Here is a 19,845-nt window from a genome sequence, read left to right as displayed (position 1 = left end):
CTACTTGCTAGCCGTGACGCGCCGATACAGGTAATTTCCTAATAACCGTGCGCCCAGGTTGAAGAGGAGAACCGCAATGATCAGGACGGCCGAAGCCGCAGCGGATAAGGCTGCCGCGTTGCTGGCCAGTCCTTCCGTGTTCACTTTCCAAATGTGCACCGCCAACGTTTCGGCTGGCCGGAATGGGTTCAGCGGACTCGCTGGATCCATTGGGTTCCAATCCGCGAAGTTGGTCACGGGTGCACTCTGCCCGGCCGTGTAAATCAAGGCAGCGGCTTCACCGAAGACCCGCCCAGCACTGAGGACAATCCCGGTCACAATTCCCGGTAAGGCTACCGGTAAGATGATGCCCAGTTCCGTCTTCCATTTGGACAAGCCCAGTGACAGGCCGGCTTCACGTTGACTCCGTGAAACCGCGCTGAGTGATTCTTCAATGTTCCGCGTCAATAACGGTAAGTTGAAGAAGGTCAGGGCAATCGACCCAGAAATAACGGAGAATCCAATCTTGAACTTCACCACGAAGAGTAAGAAACCAAACAGCCCCACCACTACGGATGGCAAGGAGCTCAGCACTTCAATCGCGGAACGAATCAGACTAGTCCGCCAGTTGTCTTTTGCATATTCGGCTAGATAAATCCCGGCACCCAAGGAAATGGGTACGGAAATCAACATCGTCAAGACCAACAGATAGAAGGAATTGAACAGTTGAACGCCGATACCACCGGCACCGCTAAAGGCATCGGTTGCACCCGTCAGGAATGACCAGCTCACGTGAGGCAGTCCGGCAGTTAAAATATAAGCGAGCAGGAAGAAAAGAATTCCCACGACGGAGGCAACGATCAAGTCAATCACGACCGTTGCGATGAAATCAGTCCGTTTAGCGTTCATGTTTGAGTTGCCCCCTCTTAGCAATGAAACGCACCAGCGCGTTAAAGAATAGTGACATTAATAACAGAATTAGGGCTAATGACCACAGGGCGTTGTTCGGTAACGTGCCATCGATGGTGTCCCCAATTCCCGTCGTTAATTGACTGGTCAACGTTGAAGCTGGTGAGATCAAGTTCTTCGGCATGATTGCGGCATTCCCAATCACCATTTGTACGGCTAAGGCTTCCCCAAAGGCCCGGGCCATCCCAAAAATGATTGCGGTTAAGATTCCGGAAGTCGCTGAGCGAAGAATAACCCGTGACACCGTCTGCCAACGTGTTGCCCCCAATGCCAGTGACGCTTCCTTGTAGAAGCGTGGAACGGCTCGTAAGCTGTCGACGGTCATCGACGTAATCGTTGGTAAGACCATGACGAACAGGACAAAAGTTGCCGAGATGATCCCGAAACCGGAGCCACCGACCACGTGCCGCATAAACGGTACGATGACGGCTAGACCAATGAACCCGTAGACCACGGATGGAATCCCGACCAGCAACTCAATAACTGGTTGTAAGAATTTCCGGCCCCGGTTCGGCGAGATTTCGGTCATAAAGATGGCTGTGCCCAACGCAAACGGGGTTGCAACGATTGCGGCGGCAAAGGTAACGGCGAATGACCCTAAGATCATTGGTAATGCCCCTATTTGACCTTGGTCGGGTGCCCAGTTAGTACCCGATAGAAATTTCCAGAGGCTCACGTGATTTTGCGTAAACGTGGCAATCCCTTTCGAGGTGATGAACCACAGCATCGACGCGACCACGAGAATGATAATACCGATACAGAAGTAGCTGATCCCGCGACCGATCCAATCTTCATGGGTGGCCTTAGTTGCGTGATGCAACCGTGTATCCCACTCATGTGATTTGGTGTCTTGGTTTTTTAGCTGTGAATTAGTTTGTTCCATTGAATGACTCCCCCTTAAAAAAAGTGAAGGTGCTACGACCGCACCTCCACCCTGTGACGACTACTGACAAAGATTTTCGGTGCTAGTTCTGGGTAACGACACCCTTAGCATCCTTGGTAACCTTCATGTCATGAATACTGATGTAACCCATGTCCTTAACCAAGCTGTTTTGAACGGCCTTAGAGTCCATGTACTTCAGGAAAGCAGCGGTTGCCTTGTCAGGCGTACCCTTGGTGTACATGTGTTCGTAGGACCAGATCTTCCACTTGTTCGTTTGCACGTTGTTATCCGTTGGCGTTACGTTGTCGATAGAAACGGCTTGTAACTTGTTCGTGAAGTAGGAGAAGGCCAAGTAACTGATGGCCCCTGGCGTCGTGGAAACAATCTTTTGAACGGCACCGTTAGAGTCTTGTTCTTGTGACTTAATGGCAGTTGCGCCCTTCAATACGGCGTTTTCAAACGTTGCCCGAGTCCCACTACCTTGTGCCCGGTTGATGATGACGATCTTTTGGTCCTTACCACCGACTTCTTTCCAGTTGGTAATTTTCCCAGTAAAGATCTTCTTCACTTGAGCCATCTTCAAGTTCTTGATGCCGGCATCCTTGTTGACAACTGGTGCCATCCCCACGACGGCTACCTTGTGATCGGTCAACTTGTCAGCCTTGATACCATCCTTCTCTTCGGCAAAAATATCGGAGTCACCAATTGAAACTGCTCCGGCTTGAACTTGACTTAACCCAGTCCCGGAACCCCCACCTTGGACGGTCAAATTAACCTTGCTGTTCTTAGCGGTGAAGTTGGCGCCTGCCTTAGCTGCCAGTGGTTGTAATGCAGTTGACCCCACGGCAGTTACTTTACCAGAAAGTGCTTCGCTACTTCCCTTACTACTAGTTGAGCTGGTGGCTTTCCCACAACCGACTAATAATATGCTAAGTGCTGCAATCCCCATTGCTAACTTTGATCCCTTATTCATCTCTGTCACTCCATGTCATTTAAAGTAGTAGAACCATTTCAAGAATCACACGATGCTCTTCTCAAAATGCCTCCCCATAACTTACAACCCTGATTCTAAGCGATGAATATATATTATTCGTAGCAATCGTGTAAATTTTCGGTAAATGTTGCCAAATTCTCCATAAATTCCTTTATATTTCGGTAGTTAAGCCCCAAACACGATTAATTGCGTAAATGTGGGTCGTTAATTGCGTCTCGTCGGCAAAATGGCTAGAATTAGAGTAAGAGGTGACCAGAAGTGGCAAATAAAAGTGAACGTAAAGCACGACACGCCATGATCGTTGATATGAACGATTTCTTAATGGATTATGCCGCATCAAAATTGGGTGAAAAATCAGATTTAGCACAGCAAGTCGCTGCCGCCGGTAAGAGTGATTTGACCGGTCTGGACGACTTGTTCAAGGACAATGGCGTCGGTCGGCGGACCAAGTACTTGGACCTCGCCTCCGGTTTCCTACGGGACGAAGCAGACGCCGATAAAGCTGACGCACCAAGTGACTTCGATGCCGCAACCAAGGCGTTGGGCCAAGAGGCCATCGACTACCTGAGTAGCCATCCCCAAGAATTTAACCGTTGGGAAGAAGCTTAAACGCAAATACCGTTAGTCCGATTGACTTTTAAAGTCACCGGGCTAACGGTATTTTTTCGTTGTATTTGTCTGACTGAGTTTATATATGAGAAGTTTTAATAGAAGCTAGGCAGAATTCCCTTGCTTTCAAACAAGGGATGAATGCCGTTATCTCTTTCGTTGACTGGCAATGTAGTTTTCTACAGTTTTCTTGCTCATATCACCAAGGGTACTCATGAAGTAACTTGGAGCCCAGAGATGCCCACCCCAAAACTTCTGAGCCTTTATCTCTGGATGTAGTTCAAAGAACAGGCGAGCCGAACCGCCCTTGAAGGCTTTGACAATATTGGTGGGTGCATACTTGGGTTTAAAGCTCAGTAATAAGTGGATATGGTCAGGCATTACTTCCATTTGTTCAATGGTCACTTCGTTCAGTCGGGCTATTTTCGTTAGAATATCGGTCATTTCAGCGACTAACTTTGGCGTTGTAAATGCTTCATGCCGGTATTTAGTGACCCAGACCAAGTGAAAATGAAAGTTGTAAACATAACCTCGTTCGTGAATTGCTCCGCTAGTGTCTTTGCTCATATGATTCCTCCATAAATATTATTATAAGTCGTTTTGCTATGGATACAGTATACTCATATGATATGCTACTATCAAGCAAAAGGAGGTGGCAATTTATGGCGAAAACAATGTCCCAATTACCTTATCATTATGGCGTTAAGATTAGAGTCTTTCCTTCAACTGAACAAAAACGACTGATTAAGCGTAACAGTGACGCGAGTCGGTTTATTTATAATCAGATGAATGGCATGAACAATGACCTATTCTGGTTAAAGCAAGTGAAGATTCCGATTACAATTGTCTTGGATCGAATCGCTGATTTGACTGAACGTCTAAAAAGACCATCAACTGCTATCTCCAATAGTCATGGTTGGCTCAATCATCCGGACTTTGACAGTCTGATGAAAGCCAATGCTATCAAGAATTACAAGACTGCTTGGAAACTATTCCACCAGGTCCATCAGACGGGGACTCCCAAATTTCATAAACGTAGTTATACTCAGACTTATCAAACGTCGTGTCTTTACAGTGCCAAGGTGACAGTGCCAACCATGAGCAATGGAAGCGTAAGACTAAATGATACCCACCACCTACAACTACCCAAGCTTGGGCGTCTCCGTTTCAAGGGATTTCCATCAAAACTTTTATCACGTGCCGATGATGTCAGGGTTGGTACGACAACGGTCTCAATGGATACTGTCGGCCATTATTTTGTGTCCCTGCAGCTTGGATCGGCATACCCTTTCGTTGCCAAGCAAAGAGTTACGAAATCTAAAATCGGGATTGATCTAAACCTTGATAATTTTCTGACGGATTCCAATGGACAGGTGATTGCTAATCCACGTTATTACCGGACGATTAAGGGAAGACTGGCTAAAGCTCAACGAAAGCTGTCACGGCGGGCTAGACGAGCTAAAAAGAGCCAACGACGCTTATCAGGGTCCAAAAATTATCAAAAGCAACGGTTACTAGTAGCTAAGTTACAACTTAAAGTTGCCAATCAACGTAAGAACTTTTTACACCACGTCTCTACGGCCTTGATCAAAAACCACGATTTAGTCGTAGCTGAAGAACTGCGGAGTAAAAACATGTTGCGGAACCATGCTTTGGCAATGAGTATCTCGGACGTTGGTTGGCGAACACTATTAAACATGCTAGCCTACAAAGCTGAGTTGTACGGTCGGAAATTTTTGACTATCAATCCCCGAAATACAACGCAAACTTGTAGTGATTGTGGTCACGTCTTGACTGGTAAGAACAAGTTGACGTTAGCTGATCGCAAGTGGACGTGTCCTAATTGTGGGGTATTCCATGTGCGTGATCATAACGCGGCTAAAAATATTTTAGCTAAGGGTTTAGAACTCTTGTAAGAAATGAGTCCGTCTGGCAACCTGCGGACCTAAAAGGCTTTGGTAATTAGCGGATAAGTCCTATTCATAGGCTAGCGCTGTATCTAAGCAAACTGTGGTCACCATGCCGTGGGGTGTGGTTCTCGCAAGCGTCCGTTTTTAAACGGACGTGGTTGACATATAATTGATCGTTGCGGACTGTTTGTCTTGAAGCTATGGATACCGCTTTGGAAAAATCTGATTTCTAACTTCATATAGCCGAAACGTGGGACAACAGGCAGCTAGCTGCGCTTAACCCCATAAGAAGAATAATCCAAACCCGGGATTTTTCTCCTTATGACGTTAATGCTCTGAGTTGTTTCCTAATCTCATATAGCCGAAACGTGCGCCAAGGAGCAGACAGTTGCGCTTAACCCCAATAAGCAAATAATCCAAACCCAGGATTTTTTGCTTATTGACGTTAATGCTCGCTGTCTAACCGCTCCTTGGCGCACTCTTTTCCTATTTCCAATCCCACAAATCGGCCTTCATATTCGTCCCAATAATCTGTGTCAGCAAATCAATGAACTGGTCCGGCATGTACTTGGTTGTGTCTAGCTCCGTGGGTTGGTCGTTTACCTTGGTGATGACCAAGCCCTCATGTTCCAGATGTAAGCCATACTTGGGGGCAATTTCACATAGTCGTGCTATCTGTTCTTCACTCACCGCTAAGTCTCCTTGAATTTCTGTTTAACCTGAGCTTAGCGAATCTGGTGACCGCCGTCAAGCGGCTAGTAACAATACTTATCTGCGGCCAATTGCTGATGGATTGCGCCAGCCAGCTGGGCCTCGTCTGGACCTTCCGCAACGATGCGAACGTAATGGCCCGCGTAGTCCGTCAGCCCAGCGACCTCTTCGTGTTGGCTCGGGTCAATTTCCAAGTCACGCACCTTGATCTTGGCCTTACTATCATGTCTCTGGCAAATCTTCTGTAATGCGGGGGCTTCATCAACGGTTGGCATCTCTTCAAATAATGGGAATCCAATTGTCTTCATCATGATCACCTCTTGCTTCTATTGTAAGCGATTACATATTGAAAGCCAAGACTTTTCATATTATTTCACAAGGGTAAACTATCCCACGAACACGCGTTCAAAGTCAGCCCAAAGTATGGTATGATTATTGCCAGAAATGGAGGCGATGAGCGCATGCCAATTAAACTAGGGGTTCGTGAATTAGTGGAATTCACCTTGCGAACCGGGGATCTGGGTAGCACCAGCAATAGCCAAAATACGGCGCTCCTGGGTGCGCGCATCCACCGTCGCCTGCAAAAACAGCGCGGAGAAAATTATCAAAAAGAATACTATCTTGATTTGAACCTGACTTTAAACGGCGCCGACTACCTGCTTCACGGCCGGGCGGACGGCGTGACGTTGACCGATGACGGCGCCAGTATCGAAGAGATCAAGACATCTGAGACCGTCTTTGACCAACTCAGTGAGAACACCCTGACCCTCTATTGGGGCCAGGTCAAGCTCTATGCCTACCTGCTGATGCAAAAGGAGCCCGACCTCGACGACGTTACCCTAACCCTAACCTATTTTCAAACCAACACCGAGACGACGACTCAGACGGACCAAGTCATCAGCCGTCAAGCCGCTAAAGACTTCTTCGACAAGGTCATTGCCGAGTACGTCACCTGGCTGAAGTTCCGGTCCGATCTGCGAGAACGCCGCGACCCGACGATTCAGCAGCTCACCTTTCCCTTCGGCCACTACCGCCCAGGTCAACGCGAGCTCGCCGTTGCCGTCTACAAGACGATTCTCACCAACAAGCGGCTCTTCGCCGAAGCCCCAACCGGTACCGGAAAGACAATTTCGACCCTCTTTCCGACCATCAAGGCCATCGGCGAAGGCGTCATCCAACGCATCTTCTACCTGACGGCCAAACAGAGCACCCGGACCGTAGCTGAAGAGGCCATCAGCCTCATGGCAAGCCAGGGTCTCAAGCTCAAGAGCATCACGCTCACGGCCAAGGAAAAGATTCAATTTCCGGAGGAGGCCGACCTACAACCGGATGAGAATCCCTACATGCTAGGCTACTACGATCGGCTGAAACCAGCCCTGCTCGATCTCATCGACCACAACGACCAGCTCACACGACCCGTCATCGAAAAATACGCCCGCAAACACACGCTCGATCCGTTTGAATTTCAACTGGACGCGAGTCTCTTTTGTGATATCGTCATCGGCGACTACAACTACCTCTTCGATCCTCAAGTCCACCTCCAACGGTTCTTTACCGCCGAGGACCCGGACAACTTCTTCCTGATCGATGAAGCCCACAACCTGGTCAGCCGCTCACGGGAAATGTATTCCGCCGAACTCACCAGTCGGCCGTTGGATCGCCTAGTCGAGCAGAGTCGCGACCTCAAGCAGGCCACGCCAAAACTCCGGCGTCGTCTGCAGGATCTACGCGCCACCTTCGACGATATCGTGGCCCCACTCCTTCAGGATGGCAAGACCGATACTACCTTTCTCACACCACCAGAGGACTTCAACCACGACCTGTCACGACTGGTCGAAGCTATTCACGATTGGCTGGTCGACCAGCCCCAGACACCCTTCACCCAAAGCATTCTCGACTACTACTTCGCCGCCATCAGCTACCAACGAATCGGTGAGTATTACGACGACACCTATCGCATGCGTCTAGCCGTGGCGGACGGCAACATCACCATCAAGCAGCTCTGTCTGGACCCCAGCGCCTTTCTCGCCGACAGCCTTGCCCTGGGCCACGGCGCCGTCCTGTTCTCGGCAACCCTTTCCCCAATGGACTACTATCAAACGGTCCTGGGTGGCGATACCGAAAGCCTGGCCTATCAGCTCAACTCACCTTTCGAACCGCAGCACCAAGCGATTCTGGTCACCAATTACATTCAGACAACCTATAAACAACGTAACGCCAATCTCGCCAACATCTTGCTGGCAATTAAGACGCTGGTGGACGGGAAGACCGGTAACTACCTGATTTTCCTACCGTCCTACAGCTATCTGCTCGACGTCACTCAGGCCTTTCAAATGGCTTACCCACACATTAAAACCGTTGTTCAACAGTCTAAAATGGCTGAAGCCGACCGCACTGCCTTTCTCGCAAACTTCGTGGCCGATCCTCAGGAAACATTGGTCGGCTTTGCCCTTCTCGGCGGGATCTTTGCCGAGGGCATCGACCTCAAAGCGGACCGTCTAATCGGTGTGGGCGTCGTCAGTGTTGGCCTCCCTGGCATCAATCCGGAAACCGATTTGATTCGCGACTACTTCGATGAACAGTCCCAACAGGGCTTCGCATTTGCCTATCAGCTGCCCGGCTTGAACAACGTTTTCCAGGCGGCTGGTCGCTTGATTCGTGGTTCCAAGGACGTGGGGATTATTCTACTGATGGACCAACGTTTCTCCAGCCCGCGCTACACCAATCTGTATCCGCAACATTGGCAGCACTTCCGTCGCCTCTACCGTCCCGAACAACTGACGACTGCCGTGCAAAATTTCTGGCACCAGGAGGTCTCCTCATGAAAACCAAGCTTACCCTTGCTTTAGAAAAAACACTCTATTATTACTGTCGTGAAGCCGGTGCCTTCCCCGTCGAAGAAGTCACGATGCCCGATGACGCCGGCATCGTCGACACCCTCAGCTATCAGGAAATGCCGGATCTGTCGATTGAATGGCGTTGCTACGAACTGAAGGTCACCAAGTCTGACTTCCATTCCAAGGCCAAACTGTCCTTCGTGGGTCACTACAACTATTTCGTTCTCCCGCTGAACCTTTATCAGGAAGTTGCAGACGAAATTCCCACCGGTATTGGCGTATTGATCTATCGCCCCTTCGATAAGGACATGCTGGCGACGGCCACCGAAGCCCCCGTAACACCGGGCTATTTGACCGTAGCGCGACCACCACGCCGTCAAGAATTACAGGTGCCGGCTAGTCAGCTGACCACCCGCTTCATTGCGTCTCAGGCCCGTGAGGTCAACAAGGCCAAACAGATGGAAACTGGCTTGAAGCAGTATGGCACCGATCACCTCTATCAGGAACTGAAGAAGCGCCACCAACACTACGATATCTACGATCCCGAGGCCAACTTCTACGACCAATTCATCGAAGATACCCAGTCGGCCGCCGTCACTGCGCTCCAAACCGAAGTGGACGCCCTGAATCTGGAGCTTCACGACCTGCAGCAACGATTGAGGGAGGACTGACACATGCTCTATTTTCCTTACTTTCGCGGCCGGCAGTACGACCTGCTTGCACTTAAAAACATTGCCCAACAACACGTGCTGCCCGCGAACATCATCCCCATCATCGAACCGGTCAGGGACATCCGCGCCCTACCACAAACGGTGGCGGCCTTCGTCGACCACGAGCAACCCGTAGCCGTCATTGCCAATCCAACGGTGAGTGACTATGCGTTGACCCAGCAGAAGCTTCACGACTGGCGGCCGTATCAGGATAACCCCAACCTCATTGTTGGCCACGTGCTGACCCCCACCCTCATTCCGGATAGTCTCACAGCACCGGCTGGACACCGCACATTACTGATTGCTCGGCAATACGACGAGCTCAAGGCGGCCCAACACGCCGGCTGGTTGACGGCACCCAACTATCTACTGGTGCCCCCGGAAGCGCGTATTCGCCAGCTGTTGGACCGACCGACTGTCAGCCTCTTTGACCACGCCTGGTTCCCGGAACACGAACGGAGCTACGCCGATATCGAGGATGGTTTCTTCAGCAATGATTGGACACTGGCTGACTTCAATAACTACGTCGGTTTCAGTGACTACACGATTGGTGGCGGCCACTACAGCGAGCACGGTTATCCCGCCAAAGCAGTCACCCTGCATCTCACGTATTTCCGGGGAAATCAACTCCGCATCCATCGCTTCGTTTCCACCGACCGCGACGACTTCCGCCATCCCAAGGAAAAGTTCTTTCAGGCCGTGGCTAAGCTAGCCGAGTGGTTGCCACAACAATCAGCGGCCACGCAAACTCCCGCGGCGCAACAACTGGCCGCCTACCATGAGCAACAGCATTTCCCTGGATTGGGTGTGGTTAAACGACTGAGTTTAGAGCATCATCTGCAACTAATGGCTGGGTACTTTAAGAAGCAGTTTCCATTGAATTAGGCTTTGCTGGATGGGTGCTCACTACCTTTGGGTTGAGACAACCGTTATTTACAGACATTAAAAAACGAGTAACCAGACTTTTTATGCTGGTTACTCGTTTTTAGTTTTGTTGGCATTTAATGACGGCAACTTTGGTTTGGTGATTACGCCCTAATTCTCTGTTGCCGAAACGTGTTCGCAAGGGCAGCCAGTTCCGCTTAACCCCAATAAGGAAAAATCCAAACCCGGGATTTTCTCCTTATTGACGTTAATGCTCACTGATAACGTCCCTAATTTTATGTTGCCGAAACGTGTTCCCCAAGGCAGCCAACTGCGCTTAACCCCATAAGAAGAATAATCCAAACCCGGGATTTTTCTTCTTATGACGTTAATGCTCATTGGCTAACCGCCTTAGCTCACACTCTTTATTTCACCGGCACCACGCAAACGCCTTCTGGTACCATGAAGTCCTTCTGCACCATCGTTAACTTACCGCTGTCCGCGTCCCGCTTGTATAGCGTCGCGTTGTCAGAGTTTTGGTTAACAACGATGACTAAGCTTTCGTCGGAATTCATGTTGAAATCGCGAGGGAAGTCACCTTCCGTGGAGATCCGTTGTACCGTGGTCAGCTTACCTTCGTCATCGGCCGCGAAGACCGTGATGGAGTTGTGACCCCGGTTGGAAACGTACACGAACCGGCCATCGCTACTCAAACGAATGGCGGCTGAACCGTTGTGGGCCGTCCAGTCATCAGGAATGGTGTGGCTAATTTGCTTAACCGTTAATTTACCAGCGGCGGCATCGTAGTCTAAGGTAGCGACGTTGCTACTCAATTCACCGACCAGGTAAGCAACACCCTTCTTGTCATCAAAGATGATGTGCCGAGGACCATAACCAGCAGGCAGATCAACGTGACTAACTGCCGTTAATTTTCCGGCGTCAGAAACGTCGTAAATGTAGACCTTGTCCGTTCCCAAGTCACAAACGACCAACCGGTTGTCCGGCGTCAAATTAGTGAAATGAGGATGGGCCCCATCGGCCTGTTCCGGTGCTGGTCCAACTGGATCGTCATCGTGAACTTCGTCGGTTTCCGTCAAGGTTCCGTCGTCAGCGATAGCATAGACGTCGACCAAGCCCTTGTGGTAGTTGGCCGTGTAGACCAATTGCCGGGCTTCATCAACCGCAACGTAAGCTGGCGAAGCGCCGTGTTCCAGCACTTGTTGAATCGCCCGTGGCTTTTCTTCGGAAACATCATAGATGATCAAACCACCCTGGGTCTGGCCATCGGTTTCCTTCTTGTTGATGACATACAGGCGCTTTTCAGCGGCCTTCGCAATATAAGTCGGACTACCAGCAGACGCTAACCATTCGCAATCCATCAGCTTAGGCGTCTTCGTGTCCAGACTCACCCGGTAAATCCCGCGACTAATGCGCTTGGTGTAAGTCCCAATATAAAAATCTTCCGTCATGTGTGCTACCCCTTTCAACTTACCATATCTATTTCAAGTATAGCACAGCTCAGCCAACAACACCTGACGAAGTCACTGGCAACCTCGTCGATTTACCGGTACAATAGGGTAAATTGGCTTTAGGAAAGGAATCACTGTAAATGTCTAGCTTTGAGGGTTACCACCCGCTGTTAACACCTAGTTTTCGGTTCGACTGGCTTACCCGTTTCAAATTAAAAAATGTTGCCACACTCACGAATCGTGATCTCGCCGAAACTGCCGACTGGATCAACAATACTATGCGCTCCACCATGAAGGAATCCACCCTCACCTGGGGGATTGAACGGCGCCGGACCCACAAGTTAGTGGGCTGGGGCGGCTTTTTCACGTTGGATCTACCTGCTCACACCGGCCACGCTGGCTTAGAGGGTAAACGGTTGCCAATTAACGAGCAACAGGAAATCGTCGACCGCCTAGTTAATTTCGGCCGCGATGAATTACAACTGACCGAGCTCACGCTGACACCATCCGTCAACTTGGATGAAACGGTGCTGGCAGCGGCCGGCTTTACGGCAAATACTGCCGATGCCGATTGGACCTGGTGCTTACATCGGTAAAAGTAGGTCGCCTTACCGGGCGGTGCCAATCAGCCGTGACGCTGTGGGAGGACGCCTGGAGCCACAGAGCGGTCTCCAGGCTTGCTTTGAACCTCTGAGGACCGAGTTTCAAAGTCACCAATTCTCTAAGCGGCACAGACCGCCACTAAGAGAATTCCCACGGCTGAGTTGATTGGCACCGCCCTCACGGCTAACATGGCTTTAAGCCACGTCAGCCCCACTTGATCACTTAAGTACCGGTCTTTATCAGTATCGACCCAAATAGATAAATCACACATTAACGACAAAAGAAGCTGTTAGACCTCATATTGGCCTAGCAGCTTTTTTTAAACTCTCCCTAAAAACCTAATCCTCTTCCGTCACCCGCTGATTTAATTCGCGTGCGATGTCAAAAGAATCACTCCGATAAGCATCATGAACCCCGAGATAATAACAAGCCAAGCTACCCAATGCGACGATCAGGAAGTCTAGGGGATAGGCAATCTGCCCGATCCCACCGAACTCGTGACTGCCGGCGTATGACATTAGCGTTAGCCAGACCATTTCCGCCAATAACCAGCGGCTTCCCTTGAGGCTCGCGCGTAACGCGTGCCATCCCGCTGGCTGGCGGACTTCGTAATAAATGTAGCAGATTAAGCCTAAGGCAATGACGCCAAAGACCTCGACCGTGGTCGGCCACTTCGCCCAGTAGATGGCCAAGCTGGCCAGCACATAGGCGGCCGGTGCCCACACGTGAATGCCGTGGAGCCGAAACGGCCGGACGAAGTCGCTCCCCTGATGCCGGAGCGCAGTCACCGTGACTGGCCCCGTCAGGTAAGCAATCAGTGTCGACGTGGAGATCACGTTAGATAACGCACTCCAGTTCCGGAAACCGGCAACCAGTAGGACTCCCAGTAACATGTCGACTACCATGGCTCGCCGTGGGGTCTGGTATTTCCGGTTGATTTCCCCCAACCGGGTCGGCACGTGCTTGGTCCCCGTCATGGCAGCCAAGGCGCGACTCGTCGTGGCCACGAAGGACACCCCGGTCCCGAATGGCGAGACGAAGGCATCCAAGTACAGTAGCGTTGACAGCCAACCCAGATTTAACAGGATGGCAATGTCCGCAAACGGCGACTGGAAGTTAACACCCTGCCACCCGTGAGCCAGATTTGCTGGCGGCACGGAGCCAATAAAGGCAACCTGCAGGAGCGTATAGATCACGGTACTGATTCCAAAAGCAATCACGATGCCCCAGAGAATATTGCGCTCCGGGTGCTCGATTTCATTCCCCATATTAATCGTCGTCTGAAAGGCGTTGTACGAGAAGATAATGCCCGCAGCCGTCGTTGCCGAGAAGATGGCCGCACTCCCACCGGGCATGAAGCCCGCGGTATGACCAAAGTTATTCGGCTCAAACCCCGTCGCAATCAACACGATAATGGTCAACGTGGGAATTGCTAATTTGAAAACAGCAATAAAACTGGTAAATCTCGTCAGCAATTTCACCGACCAGAAGTTCAATAACGTAAAGGCCAGAATAAACAGGAAGACGACCATTAATCCTTGATTGGTAATGTTCCCATCCTTCAAGAATCCCCTAGTCCAGTTCGCCCAGGCCCAGGGCCAGGAACTCATGTACTGCACGGCGGCAACGGCTTCGATTGGAATAATCGTCAATAACGACAGCCAGTTGGACCAACCGGCGACGAACCCCAGCAAGGGCCCGTGAGAGAAGGCCGCGTACTGGCTCATCCCCCCACTCGTCGGAAACATGGTTCCCAGTTCAATATAATTCAATGCAATCAGGCCGATAACCACGGCCCCCAGAATCCAAGATAGGATAGCGGCTGGGCCGGCGATCTGAGCGGCCATTCCCGCCCCAAACAACCAACCTGAACCAATGATGGCACTCAGCGTTAGCATGACTAATGAAAATAAACTCATCTTGCGCTTCAACCAAATTCCTCACTTTCAAAAAAGATATTGGCCCATTGTACACTAGGAATCTGGCAATGCGCTAAGAAAGCAGCGATATTTCACTTAGAAGAGTTGCCCAACGTAATAGTGAATAAACATGGTAATGATCCCGACAATGACGTTTCTGATAATCGCCGTCCGGACTAACCCATGTCCTAATTTAGCACTCAGAAACCCGGTTAAAGTTACTGAAAGTAACACGGAAATAATGGTTGCTGGCCATTGCCAGGCTGTCGAAAAGAGGCTCATGGCAATCAGGGGAAAGGCGCCCCCCAGTGAGGCCGCAATCAGTGAAGAAAAGGCGGCGTTCCACGGATTCATGTAGTGGCCGAGTTGGATATCTTCCTTCACATTAACGACCGTAGCCAAAGCATCCTTGTGCATCAAGTCCTGCGCGATGGCCAGTGAGGTCTCGGCGGAAACGCCCCGTTCCTCGTAAAACTTCTGAACCGCGGCCTCCTGGTCGGCATAGTTGGTCTTCAACAGCGCCGCTTCCTGCGCGACGGCTGACTTTTCCGTATCCTTCTGCGTGCTGACGGAGGCGTATTCCCCCGAAGCCATCGAGAAGGCACAGGCCAACAGGTCGGAGAGCCCGGCAATAAAAATCGTAAATTGATTGTTCGTGGCTGCGGCGACACTGAACAATACCCCAACAACGGTTAAAATCCCATCGTTAGACCCCAGCACCCCGGCCCGCAAGGTATTTAATTTTTCACTCATCGTTTGTTTTTCTTTTTGCTTTTTGACGCGTACTTCTTCATTTGCTGCCATGGAATTAGCCCCCCTCTATGCAAATAAGCTACCGATGCCGTAAGTCACCAGCATCGTTAAAATTCCAGCGATAACGTTCCGTTTGGTGCCATTCCACCGGTTGGCCTTGCCCAAGATAGCAGCCGTGTAGCCGGTGATCGATAGCGCAATGATCACGGCAATAAACGTCCCAATGATTCGCCACTGCTCTGGCAGCAAGGTAATCGAAACCAACGGCAGAATTGAGCCTGTTGGGAATGAAATCATCGATGCAATCGCCGCAGAATAAGGGTTCGTGTACTCCCCAACGTTAAAGCCAAACCGTTCCCGAACGGTGGTCTTGAGGGGATCTTCACTCATCATTTCCCGTGCCGCTTGATCGGCCAGTTCCGGGCGAATCCCACTCGCTAAGTATTTGTCCCTGACGAAAGTAAATTCGCCTTCGTAGTCGTTATCCAACGCCACGGTCTGAGTCTCAATCGCCTTGCGCTGCGCATCCTTTTCCGCGTTGACCGAGACGTATTCTCCCATGGCCATCGACACGGTCCCGGCGATCATGCCGGCAATCCCGGAAATAAAGATGGCGAAGCTACTCGTCGCAGCACCAGCCACCCCCACAACAATCCCAGCCACGGAGAGGATGCCATCGTTGGCCCCCATCACACTGGCCCGTAGGACGTTGATCCGTTGGGCCAATGTTGCCTTTTTCTTCTCTTTCTTCATATCTATCCGCCCCCAAATAATATCCGTCTATTATCTTAACACTCTTATAAATAAAAGTTAGGTGTCACAAACTAAATTGTGGTCCAACTTTTATTAAGTGGTTTGCCACGAGCCCCGGCTCTTGTGGTATCATCATAGTTTGTGACCACCTGGTCAGAAAATAGCGGTTTTTGATTCTAATTTAGAATCATTATTAACTGCTAACAAATACATTGTACTCAGGTTACCTATAAAAGTAAACTCTAAAAATCAAAGTTATTCAATTCAGCCGTCTAGGATTCTACGGTGAGGCATAAAACTGGAAGTATTGTCAAAGTGTGGTTTAATAGAGGCAAACTAGAGTGATTATAAATAAGAAATTTACTAGCAACTTTAAAATTAAGGAGGGATAATATCATGGCAACGCAACAACAATTGTTGACTCAAGCCTTACAGACCCTGAAGGACCATCATGTCCGGGTCACGCCTCAACGGCAAATTATTTTGACTTACCTCGTCACCCATCACAATCATCCCTCGGTGGAAACGATTTTTAATGCGTTGGCCAGTCAGCTCCCCAACCTGAGCATGGCTACGGTCTATAATACCCTGAATCTATTGGTCGATCTGGGCGTCGTCATTGAACTGCCCAACGATAACGGTGGCCTGCGTTACGACTTTTACGGTCGGCCCCACTACCACGTCATTTGTGAAAACTGCGGCAAGATCACGGACGTCTTCGCTCCTGACTTTCCACAGATTGAACAGCGGCTCAACGATGAAGCCGCGGCGCAAACTGGCTACATGATTACCAGCAACCACGTCGAAGTGTACGGTCTGTGCCCCGAATGCCAGCAGAAGCTCCACATCGATCCCAGTCGGAAAAATTGGGCCGCTAACGGCTCGAAACCGCTGTCATAGCAATGTTACAGCCACGTTACAGGTGTCGTAAACATTTAATGTATTTGCAAACACCCTAAACAAATCCCGTCAGTATCGATATTAATCGCGTAATATTACAGTTTCGACTCCTCCCGGCGGTTGTCGCACTAGCCGATATTGTATATAGTTGATAACTGAAGAATATCGACTGAGCGGTGTGACAGCCGCAGTATACTAAAAAGATTTGAGGGATGATCAGGGTGAAGATGCATAAAGTAGTATTGACCGCACTGGCCGCCTTAGGGGTCGTTGGCGTTCTCGGAATGACCAACACCACGACGGCTAACGCGAGCTCCAAGGTGAACGATTATATCAGTAGTAAAAATATTAAGCCTGCTAAGGTGACCAAGTCCATTTGGAGTGGTTTTCCAAAGAATAAGTATCGTCATGGTAAGGCCAAGCCTGAAGGTGTCGTCATTCACGAAACGGCCAATCCATCTTCAACCATTTATAACGAAATTGCTTACATGAAGCGTAACTACAACAACGCCTTCGTGCACAGTTTCGTCGATGGTTCCCGGATCATCAACATTGCCAATACCGATTACTTGGCTTGGGGTGTCGGCTTCCCTGGGAATGCGCGCTTCGTTCAATTTGAACAAGTGGAAGTTCACAGTAAGTCCGCCTTTGCCCACGAAATCTCTAACGCGGCTTGGTACACGGCCTACCTGTTAAACCAATACGACCTGAAGCCTAACGATGCCGCTTATGACGGTAAGGGAACGGTCTGGTCTCACGGTTCCGTTGCGAAGAACCTGGGTGGCTCTTCACATACCGACCCAGTTGGCTACTACTCCACCACTGGGAAAAAGTACTTCGGTCAGAAATACACCATGGCCGCCTTCTATCAGATGGTCAAGAAGTACTACAACGCGATGAACGTTAAGCATACCAAGTTAGTTAGTGCTGATTACACGTCCGTCAACAAGCAAGCCAAGTTGAGCAGTAAGTACACCAAGTACTACCTGTACAACCACGTTAAGGGTGCCAACAAGAACGCCACGCGTCAAAGTTGGTCAAGGATTTCCCCTAAGGTTGGCAAGACTTACTATATTGACATGACGGCTAAGAAGAGTTCTGGCACCACTTGGTACCGGATCAAGACATCTAAGAACACGACTAGTAAGACCCGTTACTGGGTCTACTCCGGCAATCTGACCGGCGTGAAGGATGTCCCAACGGAAACTACGGCAACGGCCACGAGTGCTAGTGCAAGTTCCGATTCCGCTTCAGCTGTCAGTAGTTCTAGCGTAAGTTCGAGCTCTAGCAGCAACTAAATTTAATAATTACGAACGAGGTTGGAAATTATTCCGGCCTCGTTTTTTTGCGTTAATTTTCCGTCTGCGGCTGTCAGCTTAATTAAAGCTTACTAACCTGAACAACTTGCCCAACCCTTTTCGCGCTATAATTAAGCATAGATAAAACGCAGATTGTGGGGAAAGACTAATGGGGAAGCGACAATGGCATGGCTGGGTGATTGGCCTGGTGCTCGTCCTACTGGCAGGACTGATGGGTCACAGCATTTATCAACGATATACTAAACAACAGCACGCTGTCGCTACAAACACTGCCAAGCGGACGATTCCGGCTCAACTGCTCTCCCAGCAAAAGCTGCAGTACCGGACGCACCGCAAGCTACAGAACATGCAGGCCAAGTTGGGAACCCTGCAGAAAGTGGTTCCCAATGACCGGCACATCGCCTATCGCCTGACGAAACACACCCGAGTTTACGATGAACTGATTGATCATGAAAAGACTAGTTCCCTGAATAATGCGGCCTATGTCCCCTACGACAACCATAACGAGCGCTATAACTTCATGGCAGTCCGGACCTACTACGGCAGTAAGCAGACGCTGGTCGGCGTTAGAATTTACGACCTCTACAACACTTTTAAACCCTGGCGAGCACCGGGATTTTATCAGCTTGAAACCAACGACTTTGATGAGCCCGCGATGACTGGTTATGTTCGGCCCCAGGACCTGCGGGAAGTCCGACCGATTCGTTCTCAGCACCGGCTCAACCACGTGCCATACTATCTCAACACCTTTGACGGTGAACACGGCCCAAACGACTATAAAATGACGACCATGCGCGTCTGGAATGTCATCCCCGGGTCCAAGCCCAACGTGACCGGTGGTGACGTCTCTCACCTGCTCTACCAGCAACTCTACGCGACCAAGGAGGCCACCAATAATCAGGGGCGGACCTACCTGTACCTTTACAATGCCACGGGTCCCGTGGGCTGGATTCGCAAGAGCCATCAACTCACTCGGGGCAAGTTTGTCAATCCCGCCAAAGCCCTCCTGCATGCCAAGTCCACGGATACCGTCCGTTTGCAGACTCAACCGGTGAAGAACCAACATGGCTACCATTATGCCCAGCGCGTCTACAACCTCTACCGACATCACCACTGGATTCGCTCTTTGACGATGAGCTATCTCTATTACCCCACCGTCTTCGACATTCACGGTGATAAAATCACGGCTGTCAGATTCTACGATCACCATTACCGCTTGATTCAGCAGGCCCACAATGTTCATGGCCTCAAGAAAGTCATTGAGACCCATCCCAAGGTCCACACGCTGGATTGGGACAACGACAACGCCCGCGTGGTTGATTTTAACCTGAAGCACAAGTCCAAGCGCTACCTCTTCTCAATTCAAGATGGCGACCCTGACCCCGAGGATACCTATGGCACCATCTACGTCAATCGGCGTGGTCACGCGCTGATGTGGAGTTCGGGGATGGCTTCGCTGGAATAACAGGTTTCCCTCAGTATCATTGATAATTCGAAAACATTTCAGCTAGTTTATGCCAGATCTGACTTAAAAATACTTTCTGATGATCTGTAACAATACCCCTATCTGCCGAAAACTAATCAATTATTTTAAAATAAAAGAGCCAGCTCCCGTCAACTAAGCACTCCTGCTTAGCCTTCGAGAACCGGCTCTATTTTTAAT

General features: G+C 50.1%; 21 protein-coding genes. 9 read left to right on the top strand and 12 right to left on the bottom strand.

Annotated features, from left to right (window positions below; genetic code table 11):
• From pstA to EKM73_RS02415, 3 genes are all read right to left on the bottom strand, one after another.
• Complete coding sequence (pstA, locus tag EKM73_RS02425) at nt 1–888, bottom strand: phosphate ABC transporter permease PstA (protein ID WP_125700405.1); 888 nt, start codon at nt 886–888, stop codon at nt 1–3.
• Nucleotides 878–1,831: a phosphate ABC transporter permease subunit PstC gene (gene pstC, locus EKM73_RS02420; RefSeq protein ID WP_125700404.1), complete on the bottom strand. Its 954-nt coding sequence runs from the start codon at nt 1,829–1,831 to the stop codon at nt 878–880. The genes pstA and pstC overlap by 11 nt, the downstream gene beginning before the upstream one ends.
• Before the next feature lie 82 nt (nt 1,832–1,913).
• The gene (locus EKM73_RS02415; RefSeq protein ID WP_125700403.1) at nt 1,914–2,804 is read right to left on the bottom strand and encodes a phosphate ABC transporter substrate-binding protein PstS family protein; all 891 of its coding nucleotides are present in this window, start codon (nt 2,802–2,804) and stop codon (nt 1,914–1,916) included.
• A 279-nt stretch (nt 2,805–3,083) separates the two neighbouring features.
• On the opposite strand from EKM73_RS02415, the gene EKM73_RS02410 reads away from it, so the two are divergent.
• Nucleotides 3,084–3,434, top strand: a complete 351-nt coding sequence (locus tag EKM73_RS02410) for a hypothetical protein (RefSeq protein ID WP_125700402.1) — start codon at nt 3,084–3,086, stop codon at nt 3,432–3,434.
• A gap of 147 nt (nt 3,435–3,581) precedes the next feature.
• Here the strand turns inward: EKM73_RS02410 and tnpA are convergent, their stop codons facing one another.
• On the bottom strand, nt 3,582–4,001 hold the full coding sequence (gene tnpA / locus EKM73_RS02405) for an IS200/IS605 family transposase (protein ID WP_125700401.1): 420 nt from the start codon (nt 3,999–4,001) through the stop codon (nt 3,582–3,584).
• A 95-nt stretch (nt 4,002–4,096) separates the two neighbouring features.
• Here tnpA and EKM73_RS02400 point away from each other — a divergent pair, with 95 nt between their 5' ends.
• Complete coding sequence (locus EKM73_RS02400) at nt 4,097–5,350, top strand: RNA-guided endonuclease InsQ/TnpB family protein (protein WP_125700400.1); 1,254 nt, start codon at nt 4,097–4,099, stop codon at nt 5,348–5,350.
• Between the two features lie 480 nt (nt 5,351–5,830).
• Here EKM73_RS02400 and EKM73_RS02395 read toward each other — a convergent pair whose 3' ends face one another.
• Both EKM73_RS02395 and EKM73_RS02390 read right to left on the bottom strand, forming a co-directional pair.
• Entirely contained in the window at nt 5,831–6,034 is a 204-nt protein-coding gene (locus tag EKM73_RS02395) for a hypothetical protein (RefSeq protein WP_125700399.1), read from the bottom strand.
• Nucleotides 6,035–6,099: 65 nt separating this feature from the next.
• Nucleotides 6,100–6,363: a PTS sugar transporter gene (locus tag EKM73_RS02390; RefSeq protein WP_125700398.1), complete on the bottom strand. Its 264-nt coding sequence runs from the start codon at nt 6,361–6,363 to the stop codon at nt 6,100–6,102.
• Nucleotides 6,364–6,516: 153 nt separating this feature from the next.
• Between EKM73_RS02390 and EKM73_RS02385 the strand changes: the two genes are divergently transcribed.
• The 3 genes from EKM73_RS02385 to EKM73_RS02375 are packed head-to-tail and all read left to right on the top strand — an operon-like array spanning nt 6,517 to nt 10,487.
• Nucleotides 6,517–8,880 carry an ATP-dependent DNA helicase gene (locus EKM73_RS02385; protein WP_125700397.1) on the top strand — a complete coding sequence of 788 codons (2,364 nt, stop codon included), beginning with the start codon at nt 6,517–6,519 and terminating at the stop codon, nt 8,878–8,880.
• Complete coding sequence (locus EKM73_RS02380) at nt 8,877–9,563, top strand: hypothetical protein (RefSeq protein WP_125700396.1); 687 nt, start codon at nt 8,877–8,879, stop codon at nt 9,561–9,563. The genes EKM73_RS02385 and EKM73_RS02380 overlap by 4 nt, the downstream gene beginning before the upstream one ends.
• Before the next feature lie 3 nt (nt 9,564–9,566).
• Entirely contained in the window at nt 9,567–10,487 is a 921-nt protein-coding gene (locus EKM73_RS02375) for a sce7725 family protein (protein ID WP_125700395.1), read from the top strand.
• Between the two features lie 150 nt (nt 10,488–10,637).
• Here EKM73_RS02375 and EKM73_RS12860 read toward each other — a convergent pair whose 3' ends face one another.
• Together EKM73_RS12860 and EKM73_RS02365 are read right to left on the bottom strand one after the other, a co-directional pair.
• Nucleotides 10,638–10,865 (bottom strand): hypothetical protein, encoded by a 228-nt coding sequence (locus tag EKM73_RS12860; RefSeq protein WP_125700394.1) that lies wholly within the window; start codon nt 10,863–10,865, stop codon nt 10,638–10,640.
• A gap of 26 nt (nt 10,866–10,891) precedes the next feature.
• Complete coding sequence (locus EKM73_RS02365; protein ID WP_125700393.1) at nt 10,892–11,935, bottom strand: lactonase family protein; 1,044 nt, start codon at nt 11,933–11,935, stop codon at nt 10,892–10,894.
• Between the two features lie 140 nt (nt 11,936–12,075).
• Here EKM73_RS02365 and EKM73_RS02360 point away from each other — a divergent pair, with 140 nt between their 5' ends.
• Nucleotides 12,076–12,531, top strand: coding sequence for a GNAT family N-acetyltransferase (locus EKM73_RS02360; RefSeq protein ID WP_125700392.1), 456 nt, complete (start codon nt 12,076–12,078; stop codon nt 12,529–12,531).
• 125 nt (nt 12,532–12,656) lie between these two features.
• On the opposite strand, the gene EKM73_RS12725 is transcribed toward EKM73_RS02360, so the two are convergent.
• The 4 genes from EKM73_RS12725 to EKM73_RS02345 all read right to left on the bottom strand — a co-directional run bounded on the left by EKM73_RS12725 (nt 12,657) and on the right by EKM73_RS02345 (nt 15,963).
• The gene (locus EKM73_RS12725) at nt 12,657–12,809 is read right to left on the bottom strand and encodes a hypothetical protein (protein WP_164508828.1); all 153 of its coding nucleotides are present in this window, start codon (nt 12,807–12,809) and stop codon (nt 12,657–12,659) included.
• 67 nt (nt 12,810–12,876) lie between these two features.
• Nucleotides 12,877–14,457: an APC family permease gene (locus tag EKM73_RS02355; protein ID WP_225421257.1), complete on the bottom strand. Its 1,581-nt coding sequence runs from the start codon at nt 14,455–14,457 to the stop codon at nt 12,877–12,879.
• 96 nt (nt 14,458–14,553) lie between these two features.
• The gene (locus tag EKM73_RS02350) at nt 14,554–15,261 is read right to left on the bottom strand and encodes a VIT1/CCC1 transporter family protein (RefSeq protein ID WP_125700390.1); all 708 of its coding nucleotides are present in this window, start codon (nt 15,259–15,261) and stop codon (nt 14,554–14,556) included.
• Between the two features lie 15 nt (nt 15,262–15,276).
• Nucleotides 15,277–15,963: a VIT1/CCC1 transporter family protein gene (locus EKM73_RS02345; protein ID WP_125700389.1), complete on the bottom strand. Its 687-nt coding sequence runs from the start codon at nt 15,961–15,963 to the stop codon at nt 15,277–15,279.
• A 396-nt stretch (nt 15,964–16,359) separates the two neighbouring features.
• On the opposite strand from EKM73_RS02345, the gene EKM73_RS02340 reads away from it, so the two are divergent.
• From EKM73_RS02340 to EKM73_RS02330, 3 genes are all read left to right on the top strand, one after another.
• Entirely contained in the window at nt 16,360–16,863 is a 504-nt protein-coding gene (locus EKM73_RS02340) for a Fur family transcriptional regulator (RefSeq protein WP_125700388.1), read from the top strand.
• A gap of 227 nt (nt 16,864–17,090) precedes the next feature.
• Nucleotides 17,091–18,161: a peptidoglycan recognition protein family protein gene (locus EKM73_RS02335; RefSeq protein WP_125700387.1), complete on the top strand. Its 1,071-nt coding sequence runs from the start codon at nt 17,091–17,093 to the stop codon at nt 18,159–18,161.
• A gap of 169 nt (nt 18,162–18,330) precedes the next feature.
• On the top strand, nt 18,331–19,647 hold the full coding sequence (locus EKM73_RS02330) for a hypothetical protein (RefSeq protein WP_125700386.1): 1,317 nt from the start codon (nt 18,331–18,333) through the stop codon (nt 19,645–19,647).
• Nucleotides 19,648–19,845: the final 198 nt, after the last annotated feature.

Source organism: Levilactobacillus fuyuanensis (assembly GCF_003946395.1).
GTDB classification, from domain to species: domain Bacteria; phylum Bacillota; class Bacilli; order Lactobacillales; family Lactobacillaceae; genus Levilactobacillus; species Levilactobacillus fuyuanensis.
Note: the sequence above shows the minus strand (reverse complement) of the source record. Positions and strands in the feature narration are given on the sequence as shown.